This is a genomic window from Phascolarctobacterium sp. (genome assembly GCF_030531065.1).
In the GTDB taxonomy this organism is placed as follows: Bacteria; Bacillota; Negativicutes; order Acidaminococcales; family Acidaminococcaceae; genus Phascolarctobacterium_A.
Genome location: NZ_JAUNOQ010000002.1, coordinates 23,467 through 44,249, shown reverse-complemented (window position 1 = coordinate 44,249; position 20,783 = coordinate 23,467). Strand labels below are relative to the sequence as shown.

Below are 20,783 nucleotides of genomic sequence, written 5' to 3'. Positions count from 1 at the left end.
AAAATTGTTAAGTAAAAGAACATGGCAGCTGGCTGCCTGCTGCGCGGCTACGGCGGTGCTGACGGCGGCGTCGCTGCTCTGCGCGGAGGGCGTGCTGCTGGAAAGAATAACTGGCAGCGCTTCTGAATCGGTGCGCTTTTTGCGGACGATGCAATTGCTGAAAAATCATTATAACGGCGACGTGGATAACCATACGCTGTTTGAAGGAGCCATTAAGGGCATGGTTGAGGGCGTAGGCGATCCCTATACGGTATATCTTAACCGCAAGGATTTTCAGCAGCTCAACGAAATAACCGACGGTACCTTCGGCGGCATCGGCATCGTTTTTGGCAAGCGCGGCGACGATTATATCGTCATTTCGGCGTTGCCGGATAACCCCGGCGCGCTGGCTGGCATTAAGAGCGGCGATATCATTACGGCGGTGGACGAGCAGCCTACGCGCAGCATGAATATGGAGCAGGTGGCCAACAGCATCCGCGGCCAGCAGGGCACGGAGGTGCTGCTGGAGCTGAAGGATAAGGAGGGCCGGCTGCGCAAGGTGCGCGTAATGCGTAAGGAAATCAAAAATCCGTCGGTGGGCGGACAATTTGTACCCGATACCAAAATCGGCTATATCCGCGTGGCGGTGTTTAACGAAAATACGGGCGCAGATTTTGCCAAGGAATACCAAAAGCTGGAGCAGCAGGGGATGCAGGCTTTGGTGCTGGATTTGCGCGGCAATCCCGGCGGTATTCTGGACGCCGGCGTGGCGGTAGCAGGCATGCTGGTGCCTAAGGGTCCCATCGTGTCCGTAGTGGATAAGGCCGGTAATAAATACGTGGAAAAATCTTCCCTGGACAAGGTTAAGTATCCACTGGCGGTGCTGGTGGATCACGGCAGCGCCAGCGCTTCCGAGATTGTGGCCGGAGCGATTAAGGATACCAGGTCCGGCAGGCTGTTCGGCGTCAAGACCTTTGGCAAGGGCAGCGTGCAGTCCGTGTACCGGCTGGACAGCGGCACGGCGGTGAAGATTACCGTAGCTAAATATTATACGCCTTCCGGAGTGTCCATTCATAACGTGGGCATCGAGCCGGACGAGGTAGTGGAGCTGCCGGAAAACGCCGTTAAGGACGTACAGCTGGAGGCGGCTGTGGACTATTTAAAAAAGACGCTGCGGGAGCAGGAGTGATGCTGCCGTCAGCGCTTGATGTAAGAAACGAGGTGTGAAGATGCTGTTTATTTGTTATCCTAAATGCGGAACCTGCAAAAAGGCCGAGCAATATTTAATCGGTAAAGGCGCAGCTTTTACTAAACGCGATATTAAAGAGAATAAGCCGACGCTGGCGGAATTGCAGGCGTGGTACAAGGCCAGCGGCTTGCCCTTGAAGCGTTTCTTTAATACCAGCGGCAATTTGTACAAGGTGCTGGGCTTGAAGGATAAGCTGGCAGCTATGAGCGAGGACGAGCAGCTGCAGCTGTTGGCTACCGACGGTATGCTGGTCAAGCGGCCTATCGTAGTGCAGAACGACGGCTCGGTGCTGGTAGGCTTTAAGCAGGCGGAATACGAAGCCAAAGGATTATAAGGAGGTCTTACTTATGAATGAGGTTTTGCAGGCTATTAAGGAGCGCCGCAGCGTGCGGCAGTATAAGCCGGACATGGTGCCGCCGGAGTTAATCGAGCAGATTGTGGAGGCGGGCACTTTCGCCGCCAGCGGGCATGGCAAGCAGTCGGCTATTATTGTAGCGGTAACGGATAAAGCAACCCGCGACCAGCTGGCTCGTATGAACCGTGAGATTATGGGCGTCAAGTCCGATACTTTTTACGGCGCGCCGGTGGTTTTGGTAGTGCTGGCCCGTTTGGATAGTCCGCACCGCGTTTACGACGGCAGCCTGGTAATGGGTAATTTAATGCTGGCCGCTCATGCCTTGGGCTTGGGCAGCTGCTGGATACACCGCGCTAAGCAGGAGTTTGAATCGCCGGAGGGCAAGGAGCTGCTGCGCAAATGGGGCGTAGAGGGCGAATACGAGGGCATCGGCCACTGCATAATCGGTTATCCTGCCGGGCCGCAGCCTAAGGCGCATCCGCGTAAGGCCGATTATGTTTACTATGTGAAGTAGCTATTGATATAGTTAGCTAAAAGGCTGTCTATACGTAGAAACCTACTGATTGCTATGTATACTAAAGTCTGATTTTTTAGGGTTATATCAAAGAGAAAAACAGGCTTTTTCACAGTCTGAAAATCCGGGAGTTGCTGCTCCCGGATTTTTTTTGCCCATTTGCTCTCATCCTTTTGTCGCTCGTGTGAAAAAATATTGACAAAATGATGTTAGTGTAGGATAATTACTCTATGAAGTTAGCTGCATCTAACATAAATACAAGGATAGCAAAGGGATAATAGAGGGAAATAGGCATTCTTCCGCCAGAAGCTTTGTGGAGGGGGCTGCAAATGCAAAATTGATATTTCGTGCTGTGGTAGGGTTAGTTAAAACTAACTTTGCGGCGGTTCCTAATATACCAAAAATTACTTTGCGTAAGGAGATGTTTTTGTGAAAAGATTGAGTAAGAAGAAAGCGGCATTGCTGGCACTGTGCGTTTGCAGCGCCATTGCCAACAGCGGCTTTGCCGCTGAAGCAGGAGACCTCGATATTTACGGCGGCGAGGAGTTCGTGGTAACGGCGACAAAGACGCCGCTGGAAGAAAAGAAAGTGCCTATGGCAGTGCAGGTTGTTACCGAAGAAAAAATGCAAGCCTTGGGCGCTACTAATGTACTTAACGCTTTGAGTTTGTCCGACAGTTTGAACCTTTCCAATAGCGGTATGGCCGGCAATCAAGTGCAGATTCGCGGTATGAGCACTAACCACACTTTGATTTTGGTAGACGGTAAGCGTATGGCTGGCGAAGATACCAGCGTTACGCAAAACGTATACGCTTTATCCCGTATGAGTTTGAGTAATATTGAACGCATTGAAATTATCCGTGGCGCGGCTTCCGCTATGTACGGTTCCGACGCTTTGGGCGGCGTTATCAATATTATCACTAAAAATTCAGATACGCCAAGCACTACTGTTGGCGTTTCTACCGGTACGACGGAAATAGACAACTGGTATAATTTCAATTTAGGCAAGCAAGGCAAATTCAAAGGCAACTTTGATATGCGTTTTAATAATGTGCGCGAATATAATAACGGCAGCGGCGGTAGCAATTTATACGGCCCACGTCAGGAGTTTAATTTTAAGGGCGCATATGAAGTAGGGAAAGATAAAGAAATTACTTTAGATTTAGGTTATTACAATGAACATTCTAAAGCAAAGTATGCAGATGCTTCATACACATATCGAGGAATTACACTTGATACAAAAAAAGATAATGTAGAGTGGTATGATTATAAAAGATATGATTACAGTCTTGGCTTTAATGGGAGAGATGAAAAGAACGATTATATGTTGCGAGCTTTTTATAGTCGCTTAGAGAAAGAGAACAGGCAGTACAATAATCGAGAAACGTTCCCTACATTATTTATGGGACCCGTAATGGGCATGGTCTCTTTAGAAAACATGATGGGGTCGGCTTATCCTAAATACGATTGGGATAATTCCAAATATACTATTTACGGTATTGAAGGACGTAATAGCCAAAAGCTGGACGACAAACACACTTTGACTTACGGCGCAGAATATCGCAGCACTACGGGCGAGGGTACTCGTTTGGGCGACGGCGGCGATAAAGTCCATAGCGTAAGCCAAAACGGCGTAAGCAAGTATTACTCTGAAAAAGATGTTGACACTTATTCCTTATACGTTCAAGACCAATGGCAGGTCAACGATAAACTATATATTATTCCTGCTTTGCGCTATGACCACGATAGCTCCTTTGGAGGAGAAACTACTCCTAAAATCGGCGCGACATATATGCTGAACAATAATAGCCGCGTGAAGGCTAACTGGGGTAAGAGCTTTAAAGCTCCCACCATTAGCGAATTGTATATGGCAATGCATCGCTCTATGGGCGGCGGTATCGTCAACGTATACGGCAACCCGGATTTGGAGCCGGAAGAAGCAACCAGCTGGGATATCAGTTACGAAGCTGAGAAAGATAATACCTACGGCAAAATTACTTACTTCAATAATAAAGTAACGAATTTGATTGATTCGCAAATCCTTTCTTCGGGCGGTGGTCAGACAGTTTCGCAATATGTCAATGTGGACGAAGCGCAGATTAACGGCGTTGAATTTATGCTCGGACGTCAGTTTGATAAGCATTGGGGTCTCAAAGGTACTTTTGAATATTTAGATGCTAAGGATAAGAGCGACGATAGCCGTTTGAATAACAAAGCAAAAGAAACCGCTACGTTGCAGCTGACTTATAGCGACGCTAAAGAAAATCCTTTGACAATGACTTTGTGGGCTAAGTGGTACATCGATTATTTGTATCAGGGCGGCGGTACCAGCGGTATGAGCAGCACTGTTTACAATAATAATTACACCTACGGCACGTTGAATTTTGCGGTTAATAAGCAAATCAATAAGAATTTACGCATTTTTGCAGCGCTCGATAATATCTTTGATAAGACGTTCACTGTGGACGATACTCATTCTTATGATATTTATGGTCGTACCTGGCGTGTGGGCGCAGAAATGACTTTCTAATTCGGAAGTGCGCAAGCAATTAAGATTTTCAAACTCAAATGCCGCAGCCGGTGCTGCCGGTTGCGGCGTCCTTTAAAATTGGCGGGAGAAAGGTAACAAATTATGGAAGCAATTCAAGCGACAATCATGTATTTTCATAAGGGCGGGCTGGTCATGTGGCCGTTATTAGCCTGCTCCATAGCTGTAATCAGCATTGCGGTCGAGCGGTTTTTGTTCTATAAGGCCAGCGACAGCGGCAGCGCTTTTGTCCGCTCCTATTGCAGCACGGTGCTGACTAAGGGCGTACACGAGGCTACGGCCTTTGCCAAGAATGCCGACGGCGAGTGCGCCAGAATTTTGTGCGCCGCCGCACAGATGGAAGGCGGTCGGGCCGTCAAGAGCGCTTACCTGGAAGGTCAGGCAGGCATTTTACTGGCGCAGCTGCGCAATAAGCTGGACTATTTGAGCATTATCGTTACCATGTCGCCGCTGCTGGGCCTTTTGGGCACCATCGTGGGCATGATAGGCGCTTTCAGTATTTTTAATCTGGAAGCAGGCGCGCCGCTGGCGATTACCGGCGGTATCGGCGAAGCGCTGATCGCTACGGCGACGGGCTTGTGCGTGGCGATTTTGTCGTTGTGCGCCCATTCCTATTTCAATCACTGGCTGGACAATATGATTACAGATATGGAGCAGTGCTTCAGCGCATTGCTGGAGGCGGAAGCAAGGAGCGAGCAGCATGAAGTTGCGTGATGTGCGGTCGCACAAGGTTCCGGAATTAAATATCATTCCCATGATCGACATTATGTTCTTCCTGCTGGTTTTCTTTATGCTCAGCACTATGTACATGGTGGATTTGAAAACCATCCCGGTTAAGCTGCCGCAGGCGCAGAATGCGTCGACCGATACATCGACCACCTTTGCCGTGACCATGAAGGCCGACGGCAGCGTTTATTTGGGCGACGCGCAGACGGATATCAATTCGCTGGTGATGCAGGCGCGTATGGAGCAGAAAAACAATCCGTCCTTTGCTGTGGTTATCCGGGCAGAAAAGGGGCTGGAATACGGCAGGGTGATCGAATTGGTAGATAAGCTGAAAGGCGCGGGCGTGAGCCGATTTGGCTTAGCTACGGACGGCGGTAAATAAGATGAAAAAGGCCAATCTTTTGCAAGCCAAGGCTAGGGAGCGGTTTGGCTTTTTCAGCTCGCTGGTCATTCATTTTATATTGTTTATTGTGCTGAGCCTGTCGGGCGTGTTTATGCAGCAGCATCATGCCAGCGACGTTACCGAGGTTATGTTTTTCTCCGGCGGCGGAGGAGGCGGCGGTGGCGGCGGACAGGAAACTGACGTCGAGGTTGAAGAGGCTGCGGCGTTGGAGAAAGAAGCTGCTTCCCTCACTGGCGATGAAATCAGCTACGCGGAAAGCCGACGGGAGCTTGCTGCTGAAAGGCCTAGGAAAGCTACGCCTAAGCCTGCGGCCATGCCTAAGGAGGGCGCGGCGGCCAAGGTTAAGGGCGGCAGCGGCACTGGCACGGGCGGCGGCCATGGCAGCGGGCACGGTACGGGCACGGGCAGCGGCACCGGCCCCGGAAGCGGCAGCGGTAGCGGCGGCGGTCATGGCAGCGGCCACGGTACGGGCATTGGCAGCGGCGTCGGGCCGGGCAGCGGCATTGTGCGCCAACCGGCGGTGCCGCCGCGGGTGGTTTACAGCGTGAGTCCGGTGTATCCGGAATATCAGCGGCAGGCTAATATTGACGGCGTTTCCGTACTGCGCCTGCTGATTGGCACCGACGGCAAGGTGGAGGAGGTTACCCTGATGAAATCCTCCGGCAGCAGCGCTTTGGATAATTCGGCTATCCGCGCGTGCAGGCAGTGGCGCTTTACCAGCGCTAAAAACGGCAGCGGCCAGAAGGTGCGCTGCTACTGGGATATTCCTATCAGGTTCAGACTTGACCGGTAACGGCGATCATAGAGAATAGAAGGAGGCGTAAGATGAAAAAAATATTTATGCTTATGGGCTGCCTGCTTATGGCGCTGATGCTGGCGGCAGGCTGCGGCAGCGATAATAAGGCTAAGGAAAGCGGCGGCAAGGTAACGCTTAACTATCCGGCTTCCATGCAGGCCAAGGGCTTTAAGGAACCGCTGGTGCTGAAGCAGCGCCCGCAGTGCGTGGTTTCTTTGACCATTACTCCCGTGTTGGCGCTGCATGAAATCGGCGTGACGCAGGTGGGAGTTCCTAAAACCGGCATTATGAAATGGCCGGAGGATTTGGCGAAAAACGCCCAGCAGTTTACCGTAGCGATGCAGGATAATTTTGATATTGAAAAAGTAGTAGCCTTGGAGCCTGATTTAGTTATGGTGGGCTATTACGCTAAGGATAAATACGGCCAGCTGCTGGAAAAGCAAAATATTCCCGTTTATTATGTGGACGCAGGCCCGATGGTGGACTATCAATCCGTTAAGAATTTGACCAACGCCCTTATCGACGCTTTCGGCAAGGACAGCAAGGGTGCGCAGGCTATCAGCGAGCGTTTTAAAAAGCTGGACGAGCGCATGGCCGCTAAACGCGAGGCCAATAAGGATAAAACCGTGATGGTGTTGCAATCTGCGCCTCCGCGTCATTTCATCCAGACCAAGGACGCCAATTTGGGAAGTATGTTGACGATGCTGGGCTATAAGAATGTTTACAGCAACGATAAGAGCCGCATGGTTATGTTGGATAAGGAGCAGGCCATCAGTTACGAGCCCGACCTGCTGGTATGCGTCGGCGCAGCGCCCAACCCTGCGGACCACCAGAAGGCTATGGAAGCAGATTTTGCCGCCAGCCTGGAATACTGGCAGCAGATTAAGGCTATCCGCGAGGGCAACGTGGTTTATCTGTCCTCTAAATATGTTGTCAGCACCGGCATCGACGTTATCGACGATATCAATCATTTGATCGATACGCTGGAGCAAAGAAAGCTGTAAGCTATGAAACGTGATATAAATGTATTAAAGGTCAGCGCCGTCTGCATGGCGCTGCTGGCCGTACTGGCGGCTTTATCGCTGCTGGCATTGAGCATTGGCAGCGCCGATTACAGCGTGCCGCAGATTATCAACGCCTTGCTGTACGAGGAGCGCGGGCCAATTCATGTAGTAGTATATAATCTGCGCCTGCCGCGGCTCATTATGGCTATCGAGGTGGGCGCCTGTTTAGCGGTTGCCGGCGCGCTGCTGCAGGCAGTTATGCGCAATCCGCTGGCGGATCCCGGCATTATCGGCGTGTCTGCCGGTGCGGCTACGGCGGCCACTACGGTGCTGCTGCTGTTTCCGTCCATGCTGGCGGCAGTGCCCTTGTTTGCTTTTGGCGGCGCGGCGCTGGCTTGCGTGCTGATTTACGTTATGGCCTGGCATGACGGCGTGGACCCGGTCAGAATAATTTTATCCGGCGTGGCCATCAACACGGTATTGGGCGCTTATAACGCTTTTTTGCAGATGCTTAATTCCGATAATCTGGCTAATGTGCTGGCCTTTATGAACGGCAGCCTGTCCGGCTGCAACTGGCAGCAGATTTACGTTATTACCGCTTATTCCAGCGTGGGCATTATTTTAGGCCTGTGCTGCATTAAAAGCGCCAATATTTTGCAGCTGGGCGACGAAATGGCTACCAGTCTGGGCGTTAACGTCAGCTGGGTGCGGGTGTTTTTATCGGCAGTGGGCGCTTTTTTAGCGGCTTCTACTGTGGCCGTGGCCGGTATGATAGGCTTTATCGGCTTGGTAGTGCCCCATATCGCCCGCATGCTGGTGGGTTCGGACTATAAAGCGCTGCTGCCTGTCAGCACGCTGCTGGGCGCGGTGCTGCTGCTGGCGGCCGACACCCTGGGACGCACGCTGATCAGCGGCATGGAAATTCCTGTCGGTATCGTTATGGCGGCTACCGGCGGACCGTTTTTCCTGTATATGCTGAGAAAGAAGGGCAGAGTAAGTGGAAGTTAAAGGAACGAAGCTGGAAATAGGCTATGAAGGCTGCGTCATCGTCCCCGAATTTGATATAACCGTCTGCAAGGGTGAAATCACCACTATCATCGGCCCTAACGGCAGCGGCAAATCCACGGTGCTGAAGGCTTTGACGCGCCTGCTGAAATATACTAAGGGCGCAGTTTATCTTAACGGCGAAGAAATCAAAAAGATTGAGGCTAAAACCCTGGCCCGTTATATTGGCGTGCTGCCGCAAAAGCACAGCGCTCCTCCGGATTTTAAGGTTAAGGATTTAGTGGGCTACGGCCGCGTGCCTTACCAAAAATGGTACGAAAAAAACAAGGCCGCGGACGATAAAATAGTGGAATGGGCTTTAAAGGCTACGGGTACCTGGGAGCTGCGCAATAAATCCATCAACGGCTGCAGCGGCGGCGAAGCGCAAAGAGTGTGGATTGCCACGGTGCTGGCGCAGCAGCCGGAAATTTTATTTTTGGACGAGCCTACTACCTATTTGGATATAGCTCATCAGCAGGAAACCATGCGCTTAGTGAAAAAGCTGAACCAGGAGGCCGGTATCGGCGTAGTGATGGTGCTGCACGATTTAAGCCAGGCCCTGGAGGTCAGCGATAAAATTATCGTTATTAAGAATGGACGCAAATACAGCGAAGGCGCTCCCGACGAGGTTATTACCTCTAAAATGCTGCGGGAGGTCTATAATGTAGAATGCGATATTATCCGTGTTCCGGGACGCAGCAAGCCTGTGCTGGCATTTAAGGAGCTGTAGCGTCGGCGCGCGGCTCTGCTTTGCTTTCTAAGGCGGGCAAAATTTTGGAGGTAAAAGGCGGTCAGGTATGCTCAAAACATTTTTTAAATACTACAAGCCCTATAAATTAGCTGTGGCAGGCATTGTCTTTGGCTCGCTGGCAGCTGCGGCAATGGAGCTGCTGTTTCCCGCTTTGGTGCGTCAGATACTGAATGTGGAGCTGCCGCAGAACAATGTGGCGCAGGTAATGCGTCTGGCTGCATTGCTGTGCGGCTTATATCTTGGCAATTTACTGCTGCAATATGTTTTTTCCTATTGGGGTTATCTGATGAGCGCGCGCATAGAAAACGATATGCGTCGCGATTTATTCAGTCACATTCAGAATATGTCCTTCCGCTTTTTTGACAGCGTGAAAACGGGACAACTGCTTTCCCGCATCACGGGCGACTTGGGAGAAATTGGCGAGCTGGCGTTCCGCGCCCCGGCGGACGTTATCGTTTGCCTTTTAAGCATGCTGGGCACTATGGCCATAATGATGTGGATGAATTTGTATTTGGGCGTTTTGGTAACGGTTTTATTGTTAGGCAAGACGGTACACACCATTTACCTGAACGGCAGAATGAAGGCCGCGTATTTCGCCAACAGGGTGAAGCAGGGCGAAATGACGGCGCGGGCGGAGGAAAGCTTGAGCGGTATTCGTTTGGTAAAGGCCTTTGCGGCGGAGGAGGAAAACCTGTCCGGCTTTATGCGGAAGGCCGACGCCTACGTGGCCGTGCGCAAAGCTTCGTTTAAAGTACGCGCTTATTTCATCAGCAGCATGGGCTTTTTTACAAATTTTATCAACGTGGCTATTTTGGTAGGCGGCACGCTGCTCATCAGCCGGGGAGAAATGCTGTTCAGCGATTTGGTGGCTTTCTTCTTATACGTTGGTATCTTCATTAAGCCGTTGATGCGCTTGCTGGCCTTTACAGAATTGTACCAGCGCGGCATGGCGGGCTTTCAGCGCTTTTACGAGATTATGCGTCAGCCGGAGGAAATTACCGACCGTCCCAACGCGATAGAGTGTAAAAATATTCGCGGACGCATAGCTTTTGAAAACCTCACCTTTGGCTACGGCGAGGGCCGGGAGGTTATCAAAAACCTTAATCTGACTATTGAGCCTGGAGAAACCGTGGCCTTTGTAGGCGCTACGGGAGCGGGCAAAACGACGCTTGCTAATCTTTTGCTGCGTTTTTACGAGCCACGGCAGGGACGGGTGCTGTTGGACGATGTGGATATTGCCGATTATACGCAAAAATCCTTGCGCCGACAAATCGGCCTGGTGCAGCAGGACGTCTTTTTGTTTTCTGATTCCGTAAAATATAATATCGCTTACGCCGATCCGGACGCCGGCGACGCGCAGATAGAAGCGGCGGCTAAGTCTGCCGCTGCGGACGAATTTATTGAAAGCCTGCCGGATAAGTACATGACGGAAATTGGCGAGCGCGGCGTAAAATTAAGCGGCGGCCAAAAGCAGCGCATCGCTATCGCCAGAGTCTTTTTGAAAAATCCGCCCATCGTCGTTCTGGACGAGGCTACCTCGGCTTTGGACAATAAAACGGAAAAGCAGATTCAGCGGGAGCTGGATAAGCTGGCCGCAGGCAGGACGACGCTGATTATCGCCCACCGCCTTTCCACCGTCAGCCGCGCCGATAAAATCGTGGTGCTCAAGAACGGGCGCATGGTGGAATGCGGCACGCAGGCGGAGCTGTTGGCTAAGCAGGGCGCTTATTATGAGCTATATCATCAATAAAATATAAATTACAGTCAAGAAACACTCCCTCAGACATTTTGCTGCGCAAAATGCCAGCTCCCTCAAAGAGGGAGCAAAATAAAAACTTAAAAATTAGTTTTGTCCCCTCATTGAGGGGGCTGTCACCGAAGGTGACTGGGGGAGTTTATCGCTGATGTTATATAAATAAAATATAAATTAAAATCAAGGAGAAAAACACATGAGAAAAATTGCAATCTATGGTAAGGGTGGCATTGGTAAATCCACAACTACGTCCAATCTGTCGGCGGCGCTGGCTTTGAAGGGCTATAAGGTTATGCAGATAGGCTGCGACCCCAAGTCCGACAGCACCAAAAACCTGATGGAGGGCAAGCGTATTCCCACTGTGCTGGAGCAGCTGAAGGCCAAGGGCGAGGAGCTGAAGCTGGAGGATATCGTCTTTACCGGCTTCGGCGGCGTGCTGTGCGTGGAAGCAGGAGGCCCTACTCCCGGTATCGGCTGCGCCGGGCGCGGTATTATTTCCGCTTTTGAAAAGCTGGAGGAGCTGCGCGCTTTTGAGGTTTATAAGCCGGATGTAGTTATTTACGACGTATTGGGCGACGTGGTTTGCGGCGGCTTCGCTATGCCTATTCGCGGCGGCTATGCCCGCGAGGTATTTATCGTGTCCTCCGGCGAAATGATGGCGCTGTATGCCGCCAGCAATATCGCTCAGGCTATTAAGAATTTTGGCCGCCGCGGCTATGCGCGCCTGCGCGGTATTATTCTGAACGCGAAAAATATCGAGGACGAAAGAGCGCTGGTGGATAAGGCTGCCGCTGAAATTGAAACGGAAGTGGTGCAGTATGTGCCCCGCAGCGGCGATATTCAGCTGGCGGAAAATCAGGGCGGCACCGTGAGCCAGTTTGTCCCCGATTCCCACATGGTAAAGGTGTACCGGGAGCTGGCGGACAAGGTGCTGGCTTTAAGCGAGGATGTAGAATAAAAGGAGGAAGCAATGGGTTTAAAAGAAGATGCAATGTGGGCGATGGCGCGTAAAATGGGTATGCCCGAAAGCGCTATTGCAGCAGTAAAGGCTAAGCGCGCTAAGGGCGAGCCCATGCCGGATACGGCGTCCATAATGAAAATGATGACCAAGGCCGGCGGCAAGAACGAAATGCTGAAGATGGCGCAGAAGATGGGCATGCCACCTTTGGCTAAGGGTATGGACGGCAAAGAGCTTTTGGGCAGGCTCAAGCGTTTGAGCCAGGTGGCTACAATTAAGGACGTGCCCCAGCTGACGAAAGCGCTCTTTCCCGGCACTCACTGCCCGCTGATGGGCGCGGCGATGGCTGCCGGCGGCATTAAGGACTGCCTGCTGGTTATCGTGGGCACCGACGAATGCAGCTATTATACTAAGAGCCTGACCATTAACGATAATTTCGGCGGCGTAGGCGGGCGTTGTGTTTCCGTAGTTTTGGACAGCCACGACGTTACCTTCGGCAGCAGTGAGATGATGCACCGTGCCTTCAAGGAAATGATGGAGGAATACAAGCCGGAATGCGTTATGCTGGTTACGACCTGCGTTATCGAGGTTATCGGCGATGATTACGACTCCATTGCCGAAGAATTAAGCGCCCAGTATCATCTTCCCGTGATGGCGGTGCATACGGAGCATTTCAAATGCGAGGACCATTTCCCCGGGCTGGAGCGAGCTATCAGCGCCTGCCTTGATTTGATGGAGGAGGTTCCCGGCAACGGTTCCGTCAATGTTATGGGTCAGCGCATGGGCAATTTTTCGTCCACCGAGCTTTACGCCATGCTGCAAAAATCCGGCGTGAAGATTGGTATGCAGCTGCCCAGCGGCTGCACCGTTGAAGAAATTAAGCAGGCTGCCGCAGCCAAGGTTAATATCGTAGTGCACGATATTGCCTTGCCTCTGGCCAAGGCTATGGAAAAGCGCTTCGGTACGCCCTATGTGTACTTTAATAAATTTGCCGACCCGGAAAGAATCAGGGAAAGCTACCAAAAGCTGTTTGCTTATCTGGAGCTGCCTCTGCCCCAGGAGGTGCAGGAATTATACAGTAAGAGCAAGGAGCTGGAAGCCGCCGCTAAGGGCGAGCTGCAGGGCGTTCCCTATATTTACGGCAATACTCCCTACGACTGCTTCGAGCTGAACCGTTATTTGTGCCTGCTGGGTATGGAGCCTCAGCTGGTGCAAAGCAATCATTTTACTGAGGATAACCCTGATGTGGCCGATATTCTGCGTTTTACCGACCCTTATGTCTGCAAGGCTGCCAATATCGCGCCGCTGCAATATGTTTACGACGTACTGCATCCTTATCTGTATTTGGGACATGAATTTGACGACCGTCTGCGGGCAAAGGGCATCGCCGTAGTTCACAGCGACGGCGCAGGCGCTATGCTTGGCTTTGAAGTGCAAAGCTATTTGCTCAGGGTAATGCAAGCGACTTTGGCTAAAGCCAAGCAGTACAGAAAGGAGGCAGGATTGTGAGCTTAGTAAGATATTTACCTGTCCCTTCCGACAGAATGGGCATTATTTGGAGCCTGCTCAACGTACAGGGCAGCATTGTTTTGGAATACGGTCCGGCCGGAACTACTCACTATAGCATGGGCCTGTACGGCGGCTTGGGCATTCGCTTCCAGAACCGTTTATTTACCACGCATATGAGCGAGGACGACGTGGTTATGGGCGACGTTACGCGCTTAGAGGAATCCTTAATCGAGCTGGATAAAAATTACGGGCCCCAGGTGATTTTCGTGGTAGCCTCCTCGGTAACTGCTGTTATCGGCACGGATATTAAGGGCGTCTGCCGCTATATGCAGCAGGAGGTGAAGGCGAAGCTGGTAGCCTTCGAGCAGGGCGGCTTCCTGGGCGATTACAGCGTTGGTACCAGCGAGGCTTATAAGCTGCTGGTGCGCAATCTGCCGAAGCAGGACGTGTCCAAGCATCCGCTGACCTATAATATTATCGGCGCTTCCGCCTGGCATTACCGTATTTCCTCCGATATCTGGGAAATTGACAGCCTGCTCAAGGAAAGCTTTGGCCTGTCGCGGATTGCCTGCCTGTGCTGCAATACCTCCGTAGATGAAATTGCGGAGATGGGAGCTGCGTCCGTGAATATCGTTATCAGCTGCGAAGGTCTGGCTGCGGCGCAGCTTTTGCAGGAGCAGTTCGGTACGCCCTATGTTTACGCCGCACCCTACGGCTATCAGGGAACACTGCGCTTTTTGCGGCAGGTTGGCGAGGCCGTCGGCGCTGCGCCCGACCCCATGGTAATGATGCGTATTAACATGAAGGAAAAAGGCCTAGGGATGCTGGGCATGCTGCGTATGATGCGCGGCGGCAATCTGCAGCCGCGCGCGGCAGTCAAGGGCGAGTACGATACGGTAGTTGGCGTTAGCAGCTTCCTTGAGGAAGCAGGCATAGCTGTGGAGCAAAAGATTTGCGCTCATTCGCTGAAAAATGTGGCTGATCCGGCAGAGGGCGTTGTGCATTATGAAAACGAGAAGGACTGGCTGGCGCAGCTGCGGCCCTTGCAGCGTACGCTGGTAATGGGCGACGATATCGCTCTGCTGCAGTGCGACGGCAGCAATACTAAGCTGCGCATCAGCGCGCCTTTCCTGGAGGGAGCGTTAATCGCCAGTCACCTGCCGTTCATGGGCGAGCGCGGCGCAGACTTTTTGCTGGAGATTATTCAGGAATATTATCAGAAGGCGTAAGCGTTGTTTGTGATTCGCCAAAAAAAATTATAAAAAAGTGTTGACAAACGTGCAGCGATGCTTTATACTTATATTCGTTGCTGATGCGGAAATAGCTCAGTGGTAGAGCACCTCCTTGCCAAGGAGGGGGTCGCGAGTTCGAATCTCGTTTTCCGCTCCATTTAAAAATTTGCCCGACAGACAGCGTCTGCCGGGCTTTTTAGTATTGTCAAGATGCGCCTGTTGTGATATGATATTATGAGCGATTTGTGTCAGCAAATTTTATGCGTTAGGAAAGCTGGCAGCTTAATCCGATTATAATATTTTTTACCCACATAAATTTAAGGGAGGATTTTATTCAATGAATGTTACTGTTGAAAGAGTAGAAAACGAGGCAACCTTAAAAATTACCGCTCCTGCGGCTGACGTTAACGCAGGCTTCAAAAAAGCTGTGCAAAAAATTGCCAACAGCGTAAATATCCCCGGCTTCCGTAAAGGCAAAGCGCCCCGCGCCATTATCGAAATGCATTACGGCAAGGAAGCCGTTAAGCAGGAAGCTTTTGAAATCGTAGCTAACAAGGCTTACAGCGAAGCTTTGGAGCAAGAACACCTGATTCCCGTTGAAGACCCCAAGGTAGAAGCTTCCACCTTTGAAGAAGGCAAGGACATGGAGCTGACCATTAAAGTTACTCTGAAACCGGAGCCTGAACTGGGCGAATACAAGGGCCTGCATGTAGATAAAGAAGAAGCAGCCGTTACCGACGAGCAGGTAGAAGCGCAAATGAACGATCTGCGCAACCGCAACGCTAAAATGGTAGTTGCCGAGGAAGGCCATGTTATCGAGAAAGGCGACTTCGCTATCATCGACTTTGCCGGTACCGTTGGCGGCGAACCCTTCAGCGGCGGCGAGGGCAAGGGCTATCCTCTGGAGGTTGGTTCCAACTCCTTCATCCCCGGCTTTGAGGATCAGCTGGTAGGCCTGTCCAAGGGCGATTCCACCGACGTAGAGGTAACCTTCCCCGAAGAATACTTCGTAAAAGAGCTGGCCGGCAAGGAAGCTGTGTTCAAAGTAAATATTCAGGACGTAAAAATCAAAGAGCTGCCTGAGCTGAACGACGAATACGTTGCCGCTAACAGCGATTTCAAAACTGTAGAAGAGCTGCGCGCCAACTATAAAGAGCGCATGCAGAAGGCCGCTGAGGAAAATGCTAAGGTTGCCTACGAGCATGCTTTGATTGATCTGGCTGTGGCTAACGCTAAATTCACCGTTCCTCCTGTCATGATCGAGGACCGCATCAGCCAAATGGTTGAAGAAATGAAAATGAGCCTGGAAAGCCGTAAAATGACCATGGATATGTACATGCAGTACACCGGTCTGGATATGGACAAGATCCGCGAAAACCAACGTCCTGTTGCTGAAGAAAACGTAAAGACCGATTTGGTTCTGGACGCTATCGCTAAGGCTGAAAACATTCAGGTTGACATGGCCGACGTGGACGCAGAAATCGCCGCTATTTCCGCACAGCACGGCGCTTCCGTGGACGAAGTTAAGAAAATTATTAAGAGCAACGGCACTATGGGCCTGCTGCTGGCCAACATTTTGCGCCGCAAAGCAGCCCGCGTAGTTATCGACAGCGCGAAATAAGCTGCCATTAGAGTTGTACAGTAAAGGGGTGTGACAAAATGAATTACGTGCCTATCGTTGTTGAACAATCCAGCCGTGGCGAACGGTCCTACGATATATATTCCCGTCTCTTGAAGGATAGAATCGTTTTCGTGACTGGCCCTATTGATGACAATATGGCCAATGTTGTCATCGCTCAGTTATTGTTCCTGGAGTCGGAAGATCCTGATAAGGATATTCATTTGTATATCAATAGTCCTGGCGGCAGCGTCAGCGCCGGTATGGCTATTTACGATACGATGCAGTACATCAAGCCCGACGTTTCCACTATCTGCATGGGCATGGCCGCCAGCATGGCTTCCGTGCTGCTGGCTGCCGGAGCGCCCGGCAAGCGTTTCGCTCTGCCCTATTCCAGAGTAATGATTCACCAGCCCTTGGGCGGCGCTCAGGGCCAGGCGACGGAAATCGAAATCCATGCCCGCGAGATTCTGCGTATCCGCGAGGAAATGAACCAGGTGCTGGCCAAGCATACCGGTCAGACTGTGGAAAAGATCGCCGCCGATACTGAACGCGATCATTATTTAACCAGCGGAGAAGCCAAGGAATATGGCTTGATTGACGAGGTCGTTACCCGCAGCAGGTCGGCTGAATAAGATACCAAGGAGATTTGCAAAATGAGTTTTGACGATGATCACGACAATGAGCTGTGCTGTTCCTTCTGCGGCAAGCGCGAGGGACAGGTGCGCAGGCTGATTGCCGGTCGCGGTGTGTATATCTGCGACGAGTGTATCGAATTCTGCAAAGATATGCTTGACGAGGATAACCAGCAGGCTGCTCCCGCCAGCGTGGCCGAAGTAGGCGATTTGCCTAAACCGAAAGAGATAAAAGCTATTTTAGACGAATATGTAATCGGTCAGGACGAGGCCAAAAAGACTTTGTCCGTAGCCGTTTACAATCACTATAAGCGCATCAATTACGAAATGCAGAACCCGCAGGCAGAGCGGGACGTAGAGCTGCAAAAGTCCAATATCCTGATGCTGGGCCCCACGGGCAGCGGCAAAACGCTCTTGGCGCAGACCTTGGCTAAGATTTTGCAGGTGCCCTTCGCCATGGCCGACGCTACTACCTTAACCGAGGCCGGTTATGTGGGCGAGGACGTGGAAAATATTCTGCTGAAGCTCATCAGCAACGCTGATTACGACGTGGAAGCCGCGCAGCGCGGCATCGTGTATATCGACGAGATAGATAAGATTTCCCGCAAGTCCGAAAACGTTTCGATTACGCGCGACGTTTCCGGCGAAGGTGTGCAGCAGGCTTTGCTGAAAATTTTAGAGGGTACTGTGGCCAGCGTGCCGCCCAAGGGCGGGCGCAAGCATCCGCATCAGGAATTTATCAATATCGATACCACCAATATCCTGTTTATTTGCGGCGGCGCTTTCGCCGGGCTGGAGCATATTGTGAACGCCCGCATCGGCAAGAAGAATTTGGGGTTTGGGGCGGACATCCGCAAAAAAGAAGAAATCAATACCAACGAAGCCTTCAGCAAGGTTTTGCCGGAGGATATTATGAAGTTTGGCATTATCCCGGAATTTGCCGGGCGTTTGCCCGTGGTGGTGACGCTGAATTCCCTGGATAAGGCCGCTTTGGTGAAGATTCTGACCGAGCCGCGCAATGCCTTGGTTAAGCAATACCAACGCTTTCTGGCTATGGACGGCGTAGAGCTGGAGTTTGAGCCTGCGGCTTTGGAGGCTATCGCTGAAGAAGCGTTAAAGCGCAGCGCCGGCGCCCGCGGCTTACGCGCCATTATAGAATCCATTATGCGCAACGTAATGTACGACGTACCTTCCCGTGACGACGTGAAAAAATGCGTCGTTACCGAAGCCACTGTGCGTGAGCATTGCGACCCGCAAATGCTTGTGGAGTAAGCAATTAAAAAATGTAGGGGGAAGGTAAGCGCCTTCTCCCTTATTTTCTATAAGATGTTATATTTGGAAGAAAAGCGTCGGCGACGGCCGACGAAGATACGAGGAGTGATAAGATGGCTGGAACTTTATTGACTAAGCCGCTTTTGCCGTTGCGCGGGTTGGTCATCCTGCCGGGAATGCTGGTTAATGTGGACGTGGGCCGCGATAAATCCATGGCGGCCGTAAAAGCCGCTTTGGACGAAGATAAACGCATTTTGCTGGCCGCGCAAAAAGACGCCGCGCGCGCCGATATCAATGTCAGCGATTTATATAATTGGGGCGTGCTGGCGGAAATTAAGCAGCAGCTGACACTGCCCAGCGGCGCTATGCGTTTGTTAGTAGAAGGCTTGGAGCGCGTGCGTTTAACCGACGTTACGGAAGTAAGCCGCGATAACGAAGATTACTTTGTCGGACAGGGCGAAATAGCGCCCAGCGTCGCAGGCGACGCGGCGGAAGCGGAAGCGTTGCGCCGTTTGCTCTTGGAAGCCTTTGAAAATTGGGTGCTGCTGACGAAAAAGATTAACGCCGAGGTGGTGCAGGCCTTTAAAGCGCAGCCGGATACTGGGCGCGTGGCCGATATGATAACAGGCTATTTGCCCGTTTCTTTGCAAGAAAAGGAGCGGGTGCTGGAGACGGCGGCAGTCAACGAACGCCTGCGTTATCTGTACGAATTGCTGACGCGCGAGCAGGAAATCGCCGACGTCGCCAAGTCTATTTCGCAGCAGGTACACGCTCAGGTGGAGCAGAACCAGAAGGAATATTATCTGCGGGAGCAGATTAAAGCCATTAGCAAGGAGCTGGGCGAGGCCGAGGACGTGCAGAGCGAAATAGCCGAATACCGCAAGCGCGTAGCGGAACTGGCGCTGCCGCAGGACGTGGCGGCCAAGCTGGATAAGGAGTTCAACCGCTTGATTAAGATGCCGCCCATGACTCCCGACGGCGCGGTTATCCGCAGCTATATTGACGCGCTGCTGTCGCTGCCCTGGGGCAAGTTTACCGAGGATAATTTCGATTTGCAGCGGGCGCAAAAAATATTGGACAGCGACCATTACGGCTTGAAGAAGGTCAAGGAGCGTATCATGGAATATCTGGCGGTGCGCGCGCTTGCGCCTGCTTCCCGTGGACCCATCCTGTGCTTGGTGGGGCCGCCGGGCGTGGGCAAGACCAGCCTGGCCTACAGCGTCGCCCGCGCTATCGACCGCAAATTTACCCGCGTGTCCTTGGGCGGTATTCGCGACGAGGCCGAAATCCGCGGTCATCGCCGTACCTATATCGGTTCCATGCCGGGACGTATTATTCACGGTATGCAGACTGCGGGCTGCATGAACCCCGTCTTTTTGCTGGACGAGGTGGACAAAATGGCCGCTGACTTCCGCGGCGACCCGGCGTCCGCTCTTTTGGAGGTGCTGGACCCGGAGCAGAACAACGCTTTCAGCGACCATTTTATCGAGTTTCCCTTCGATTTATCACATGTTTTCTGGATTGTAACCGCCAATACGGTGGAAACCATCCCGCCGGCGCTGCTGGACCGCATGGAAATTATCCAGCTGAGCAGCTATACGGATGAGGAAAAGGTGAAGATTGCCCAGCTGCATCTGCTGCCGAAGGAAATAAAGCTCAACGGTCTGGATAAATATAAGGTTGCTGTCAGCGAGAAGGCTATCCGCCGCGTGATTCACGACTATACGCGCGAAGCGGGCGTGCGCAATCTGGAGCGCAAGCTGGCGGCGGTATGCCGTAAGATAGCTTACCGTATCGTTAAGGGCAAGGGGCAAGCGGCGCAGGTAACGGAAAAGAATCTGGAGAAGTATTTGGGCAAGGTTTTGTTCATGGACGACGACATCAGCCTGGAGTCTTCCGTGGGCGTGTGCAACGGCCTGGCCTGGACCAGCGTTGGCGGCGAGCTGCTGAAGGTAGAAGTGCTGGCCTTTAAGGGCAAGGGCAACTTGACGCTGACGGGACAGCTGGGCGACGTGATGAAGGAATCGGCGCAGGCCGGCTATACTTACATCCGCAGCCGCGCTAAAACCTTGGGCTTGCCCGACACCTTCGGCGAGAACACAGACCTGCATATCCATTTGCCGGAGGGCGCAGTACCTAAGGACGGCCCCTCCGCCGGCGTTACCATGGTTACGGCTATGGTGTCCGCTTTAACCGGCAAGCCCGTGAAGGGCAAGCTGGCTATGACGGGCGAAATCACTTTGTCAGGTAAGGTGTGGCCTGTAGGCGGCATTAAGGAAAAAATGCTGGCCGCTTACCGCTACGGCGTGAAAACGGTGCTGCTGCCCAAACGCAATATGCAGGATTTGGACGAGCTGCCGGATAATGTGCGCAAAGAAATGCAGTTTATTCCTGTGGAACATTTGGATGACGTTTTGCAAATAGCATTGGAGGAATGA

At 52.0% G+C, this 20,783-nt stretch carries 18 protein-coding genes and 1 tRNA gene; all 19 read left to right on the top strand.

The window, feature by feature from the left end; genetic code table 11:
• Window positions 1-4: 4 nt before the first annotated feature.
• The 19 genes from Q4E64_RS01440 to lon all read left to right on the top strand — a co-directional run bounded on the left by Q4E64_RS01440 (window position 5) and on the right by lon (window position 20,783).
• Entirely contained in the window at window positions 5-1,168 is a 1,164-nt protein-coding gene (locus Q4E64_RS01440) for a S41 family peptidase (protein WP_303165882.1), read from the top strand.
• A 40-nt stretch (window positions 1,169-1,208) separates the two neighbouring features.
• Entirely contained in the window at window positions 1,209-1,562 is a 354-nt protein-coding gene (locus Q4E64_RS01435) for an arsenate reductase family protein (RefSeq protein WP_303165881.1), read from the top strand.
• Window positions 1,563-1,575: 13 nt separating this feature from the next.
• Window positions 1,576-2,097: a nitroreductase gene (locus Q4E64_RS01430; protein WP_303165880.1), complete on the top strand. Its 522-nt coding sequence runs from the start codon at window positions 1,576-1,578 to the stop codon at window positions 2,095-2,097.
• Between the two features lie 429 nt (window positions 2,098-2,526).
• Window positions 2,527-4,626, top strand: coding sequence for a TonB-dependent siderophore receptor (locus Q4E64_RS01425; protein ID WP_303165879.1), 2,100 nt, complete (start codon window positions 2,527-2,529; stop codon window positions 4,624-4,626).
• 102 nt (window positions 4,627-4,728) lie between these two features.
• The gene (locus Q4E64_RS01420; protein ID WP_303165878.1) at window positions 4,729-5,358 is read left to right on the top strand and encodes a MotA/TolQ/ExbB proton channel family protein; all 630 of its coding nucleotides are present in this window, start codon (window positions 4,729-4,731) and stop codon (window positions 5,356-5,358) included.
• Entirely contained in the window at window positions 5,345-5,752 is a 408-nt protein-coding gene (locus Q4E64_RS01415; protein WP_303165877.1) for a biopolymer transporter ExbD, read from the top strand. Before Q4E64_RS01420 ends, Q4E64_RS01415 begins: the two co-directional genes overlap by 14 nt.
• 1 nt (window position 5,753) lies before the next feature.
• A complete protein-coding gene (locus Q4E64_RS01410) occupies window positions 5,754-6,566 on the top strand; it encodes an energy transducer TonB (RefSeq protein WP_303165876.1) in 813 nt (270 codons plus the stop codon).
• Window positions 6,567-6,598: 32 nt separating this feature from the next.
• Complete coding sequence (locus tag Q4E64_RS01405; RefSeq protein ID WP_303165875.1) at window positions 6,599-7,573, top strand: ABC transporter substrate-binding protein; 975 nt, start codon at window positions 6,599-6,601, stop codon at window positions 7,571-7,573.
• A 3-nt stretch (window positions 7,574-7,576) separates the two neighbouring features.
• Window positions 7,577-8,581: an iron ABC transporter permease gene (locus Q4E64_RS01400; RefSeq protein WP_303165874.1), complete on the top strand. Its 1,005-nt coding sequence runs from the start codon at window positions 7,577-7,579 to the stop codon at window positions 8,579-8,581.
• Window positions 8,571-9,347, top strand: coding sequence for an ABC transporter ATP-binding protein (locus Q4E64_RS01395; RefSeq protein ID WP_303165873.1), 777 nt, complete (start codon window positions 8,571-8,573; stop codon window positions 9,345-9,347). The genes Q4E64_RS01400 and Q4E64_RS01395 overlap by 11 nt, the downstream gene beginning before the upstream one ends.
• A gap of 67 nt (window positions 9,348-9,414) precedes the next feature.
• The gene (locus Q4E64_RS01390; RefSeq protein ID WP_303165872.1) at window positions 9,415-11,118 is read left to right on the top strand and encodes an ABC transporter ATP-binding protein; all 1,704 of its coding nucleotides are present in this window, start codon (window positions 9,415-9,417) and stop codon (window positions 11,116-11,118) included.
• 199 nt (window positions 11,119-11,317) lie between these two features.
• The gene (locus Q4E64_RS01385; RefSeq protein ID WP_303165871.1) at window positions 11,318-12,079 is read left to right on the top strand and encodes a nitrogenase iron protein NifH; all 762 of its coding nucleotides are present in this window, start codon (window positions 11,318-11,320) and stop codon (window positions 12,077-12,079) included.
• Between the two features lie 12 nt (window positions 12,080-12,091).
• Complete coding sequence (locus tag Q4E64_RS01380) at window positions 12,092-13,588, top strand: nitrogenase component 1 (RefSeq protein WP_303165870.1); 1,497 nt, start codon at window positions 12,092-12,094, stop codon at window positions 13,586-13,588.
• Window positions 13,585-14,817: a nitrogenase component 1 gene (locus tag Q4E64_RS01375; protein WP_303165869.1), complete on the top strand. Its 1,233-nt coding sequence runs from the start codon at window positions 13,585-13,587 to the stop codon at window positions 14,815-14,817. Before Q4E64_RS01380 ends, Q4E64_RS01375 begins: the two co-directional genes overlap by 4 nt.
• 85 nt (window positions 14,818-14,902) lie before the next feature.
• Window positions 14,903-14,977: transfer RNA gene (locus tag Q4E64_RS01370), tRNA-Gly, on the top strand.
• Window positions 14,978-15,157: 180 nt separating this feature from the next.
• Window positions 15,158-16,441 (top strand): trigger factor, encoded by a 1,284-nt coding sequence (gene tig, locus Q4E64_RS01365; RefSeq protein WP_303165868.1) that lies wholly within the window; start codon window positions 15,158-15,160, stop codon window positions 16,439-16,441.
• 38 nt (window positions 16,442-16,479) lie between these two features.
• Window positions 16,480-17,073, top strand: coding sequence for an ATP-dependent Clp endopeptidase proteolytic subunit ClpP (gene clpP, locus Q4E64_RS01360; RefSeq protein ID WP_303165867.1), 594 nt, complete (start codon window positions 16,480-16,482; stop codon window positions 17,071-17,073).
• A gap of 21 nt (window positions 17,074-17,094) precedes the next feature.
• Window positions 17,095-18,345: an ATP-dependent Clp protease ATP-binding subunit ClpX gene (gene clpX, locus Q4E64_RS01355; RefSeq protein WP_303165866.1), complete on the top strand. Its 1,251-nt coding sequence runs from the start codon at window positions 17,095-17,097 to the stop codon at window positions 18,343-18,345.
• A 113-nt stretch (window positions 18,346-18,458) separates the two neighbouring features.
• Complete coding sequence (gene lon / locus Q4E64_RS01350) at window positions 18,459-20,783, top strand: endopeptidase La (protein WP_303165865.1); 2,325 nt, start codon at window positions 18,459-18,461, stop codon at window positions 20,781-20,783.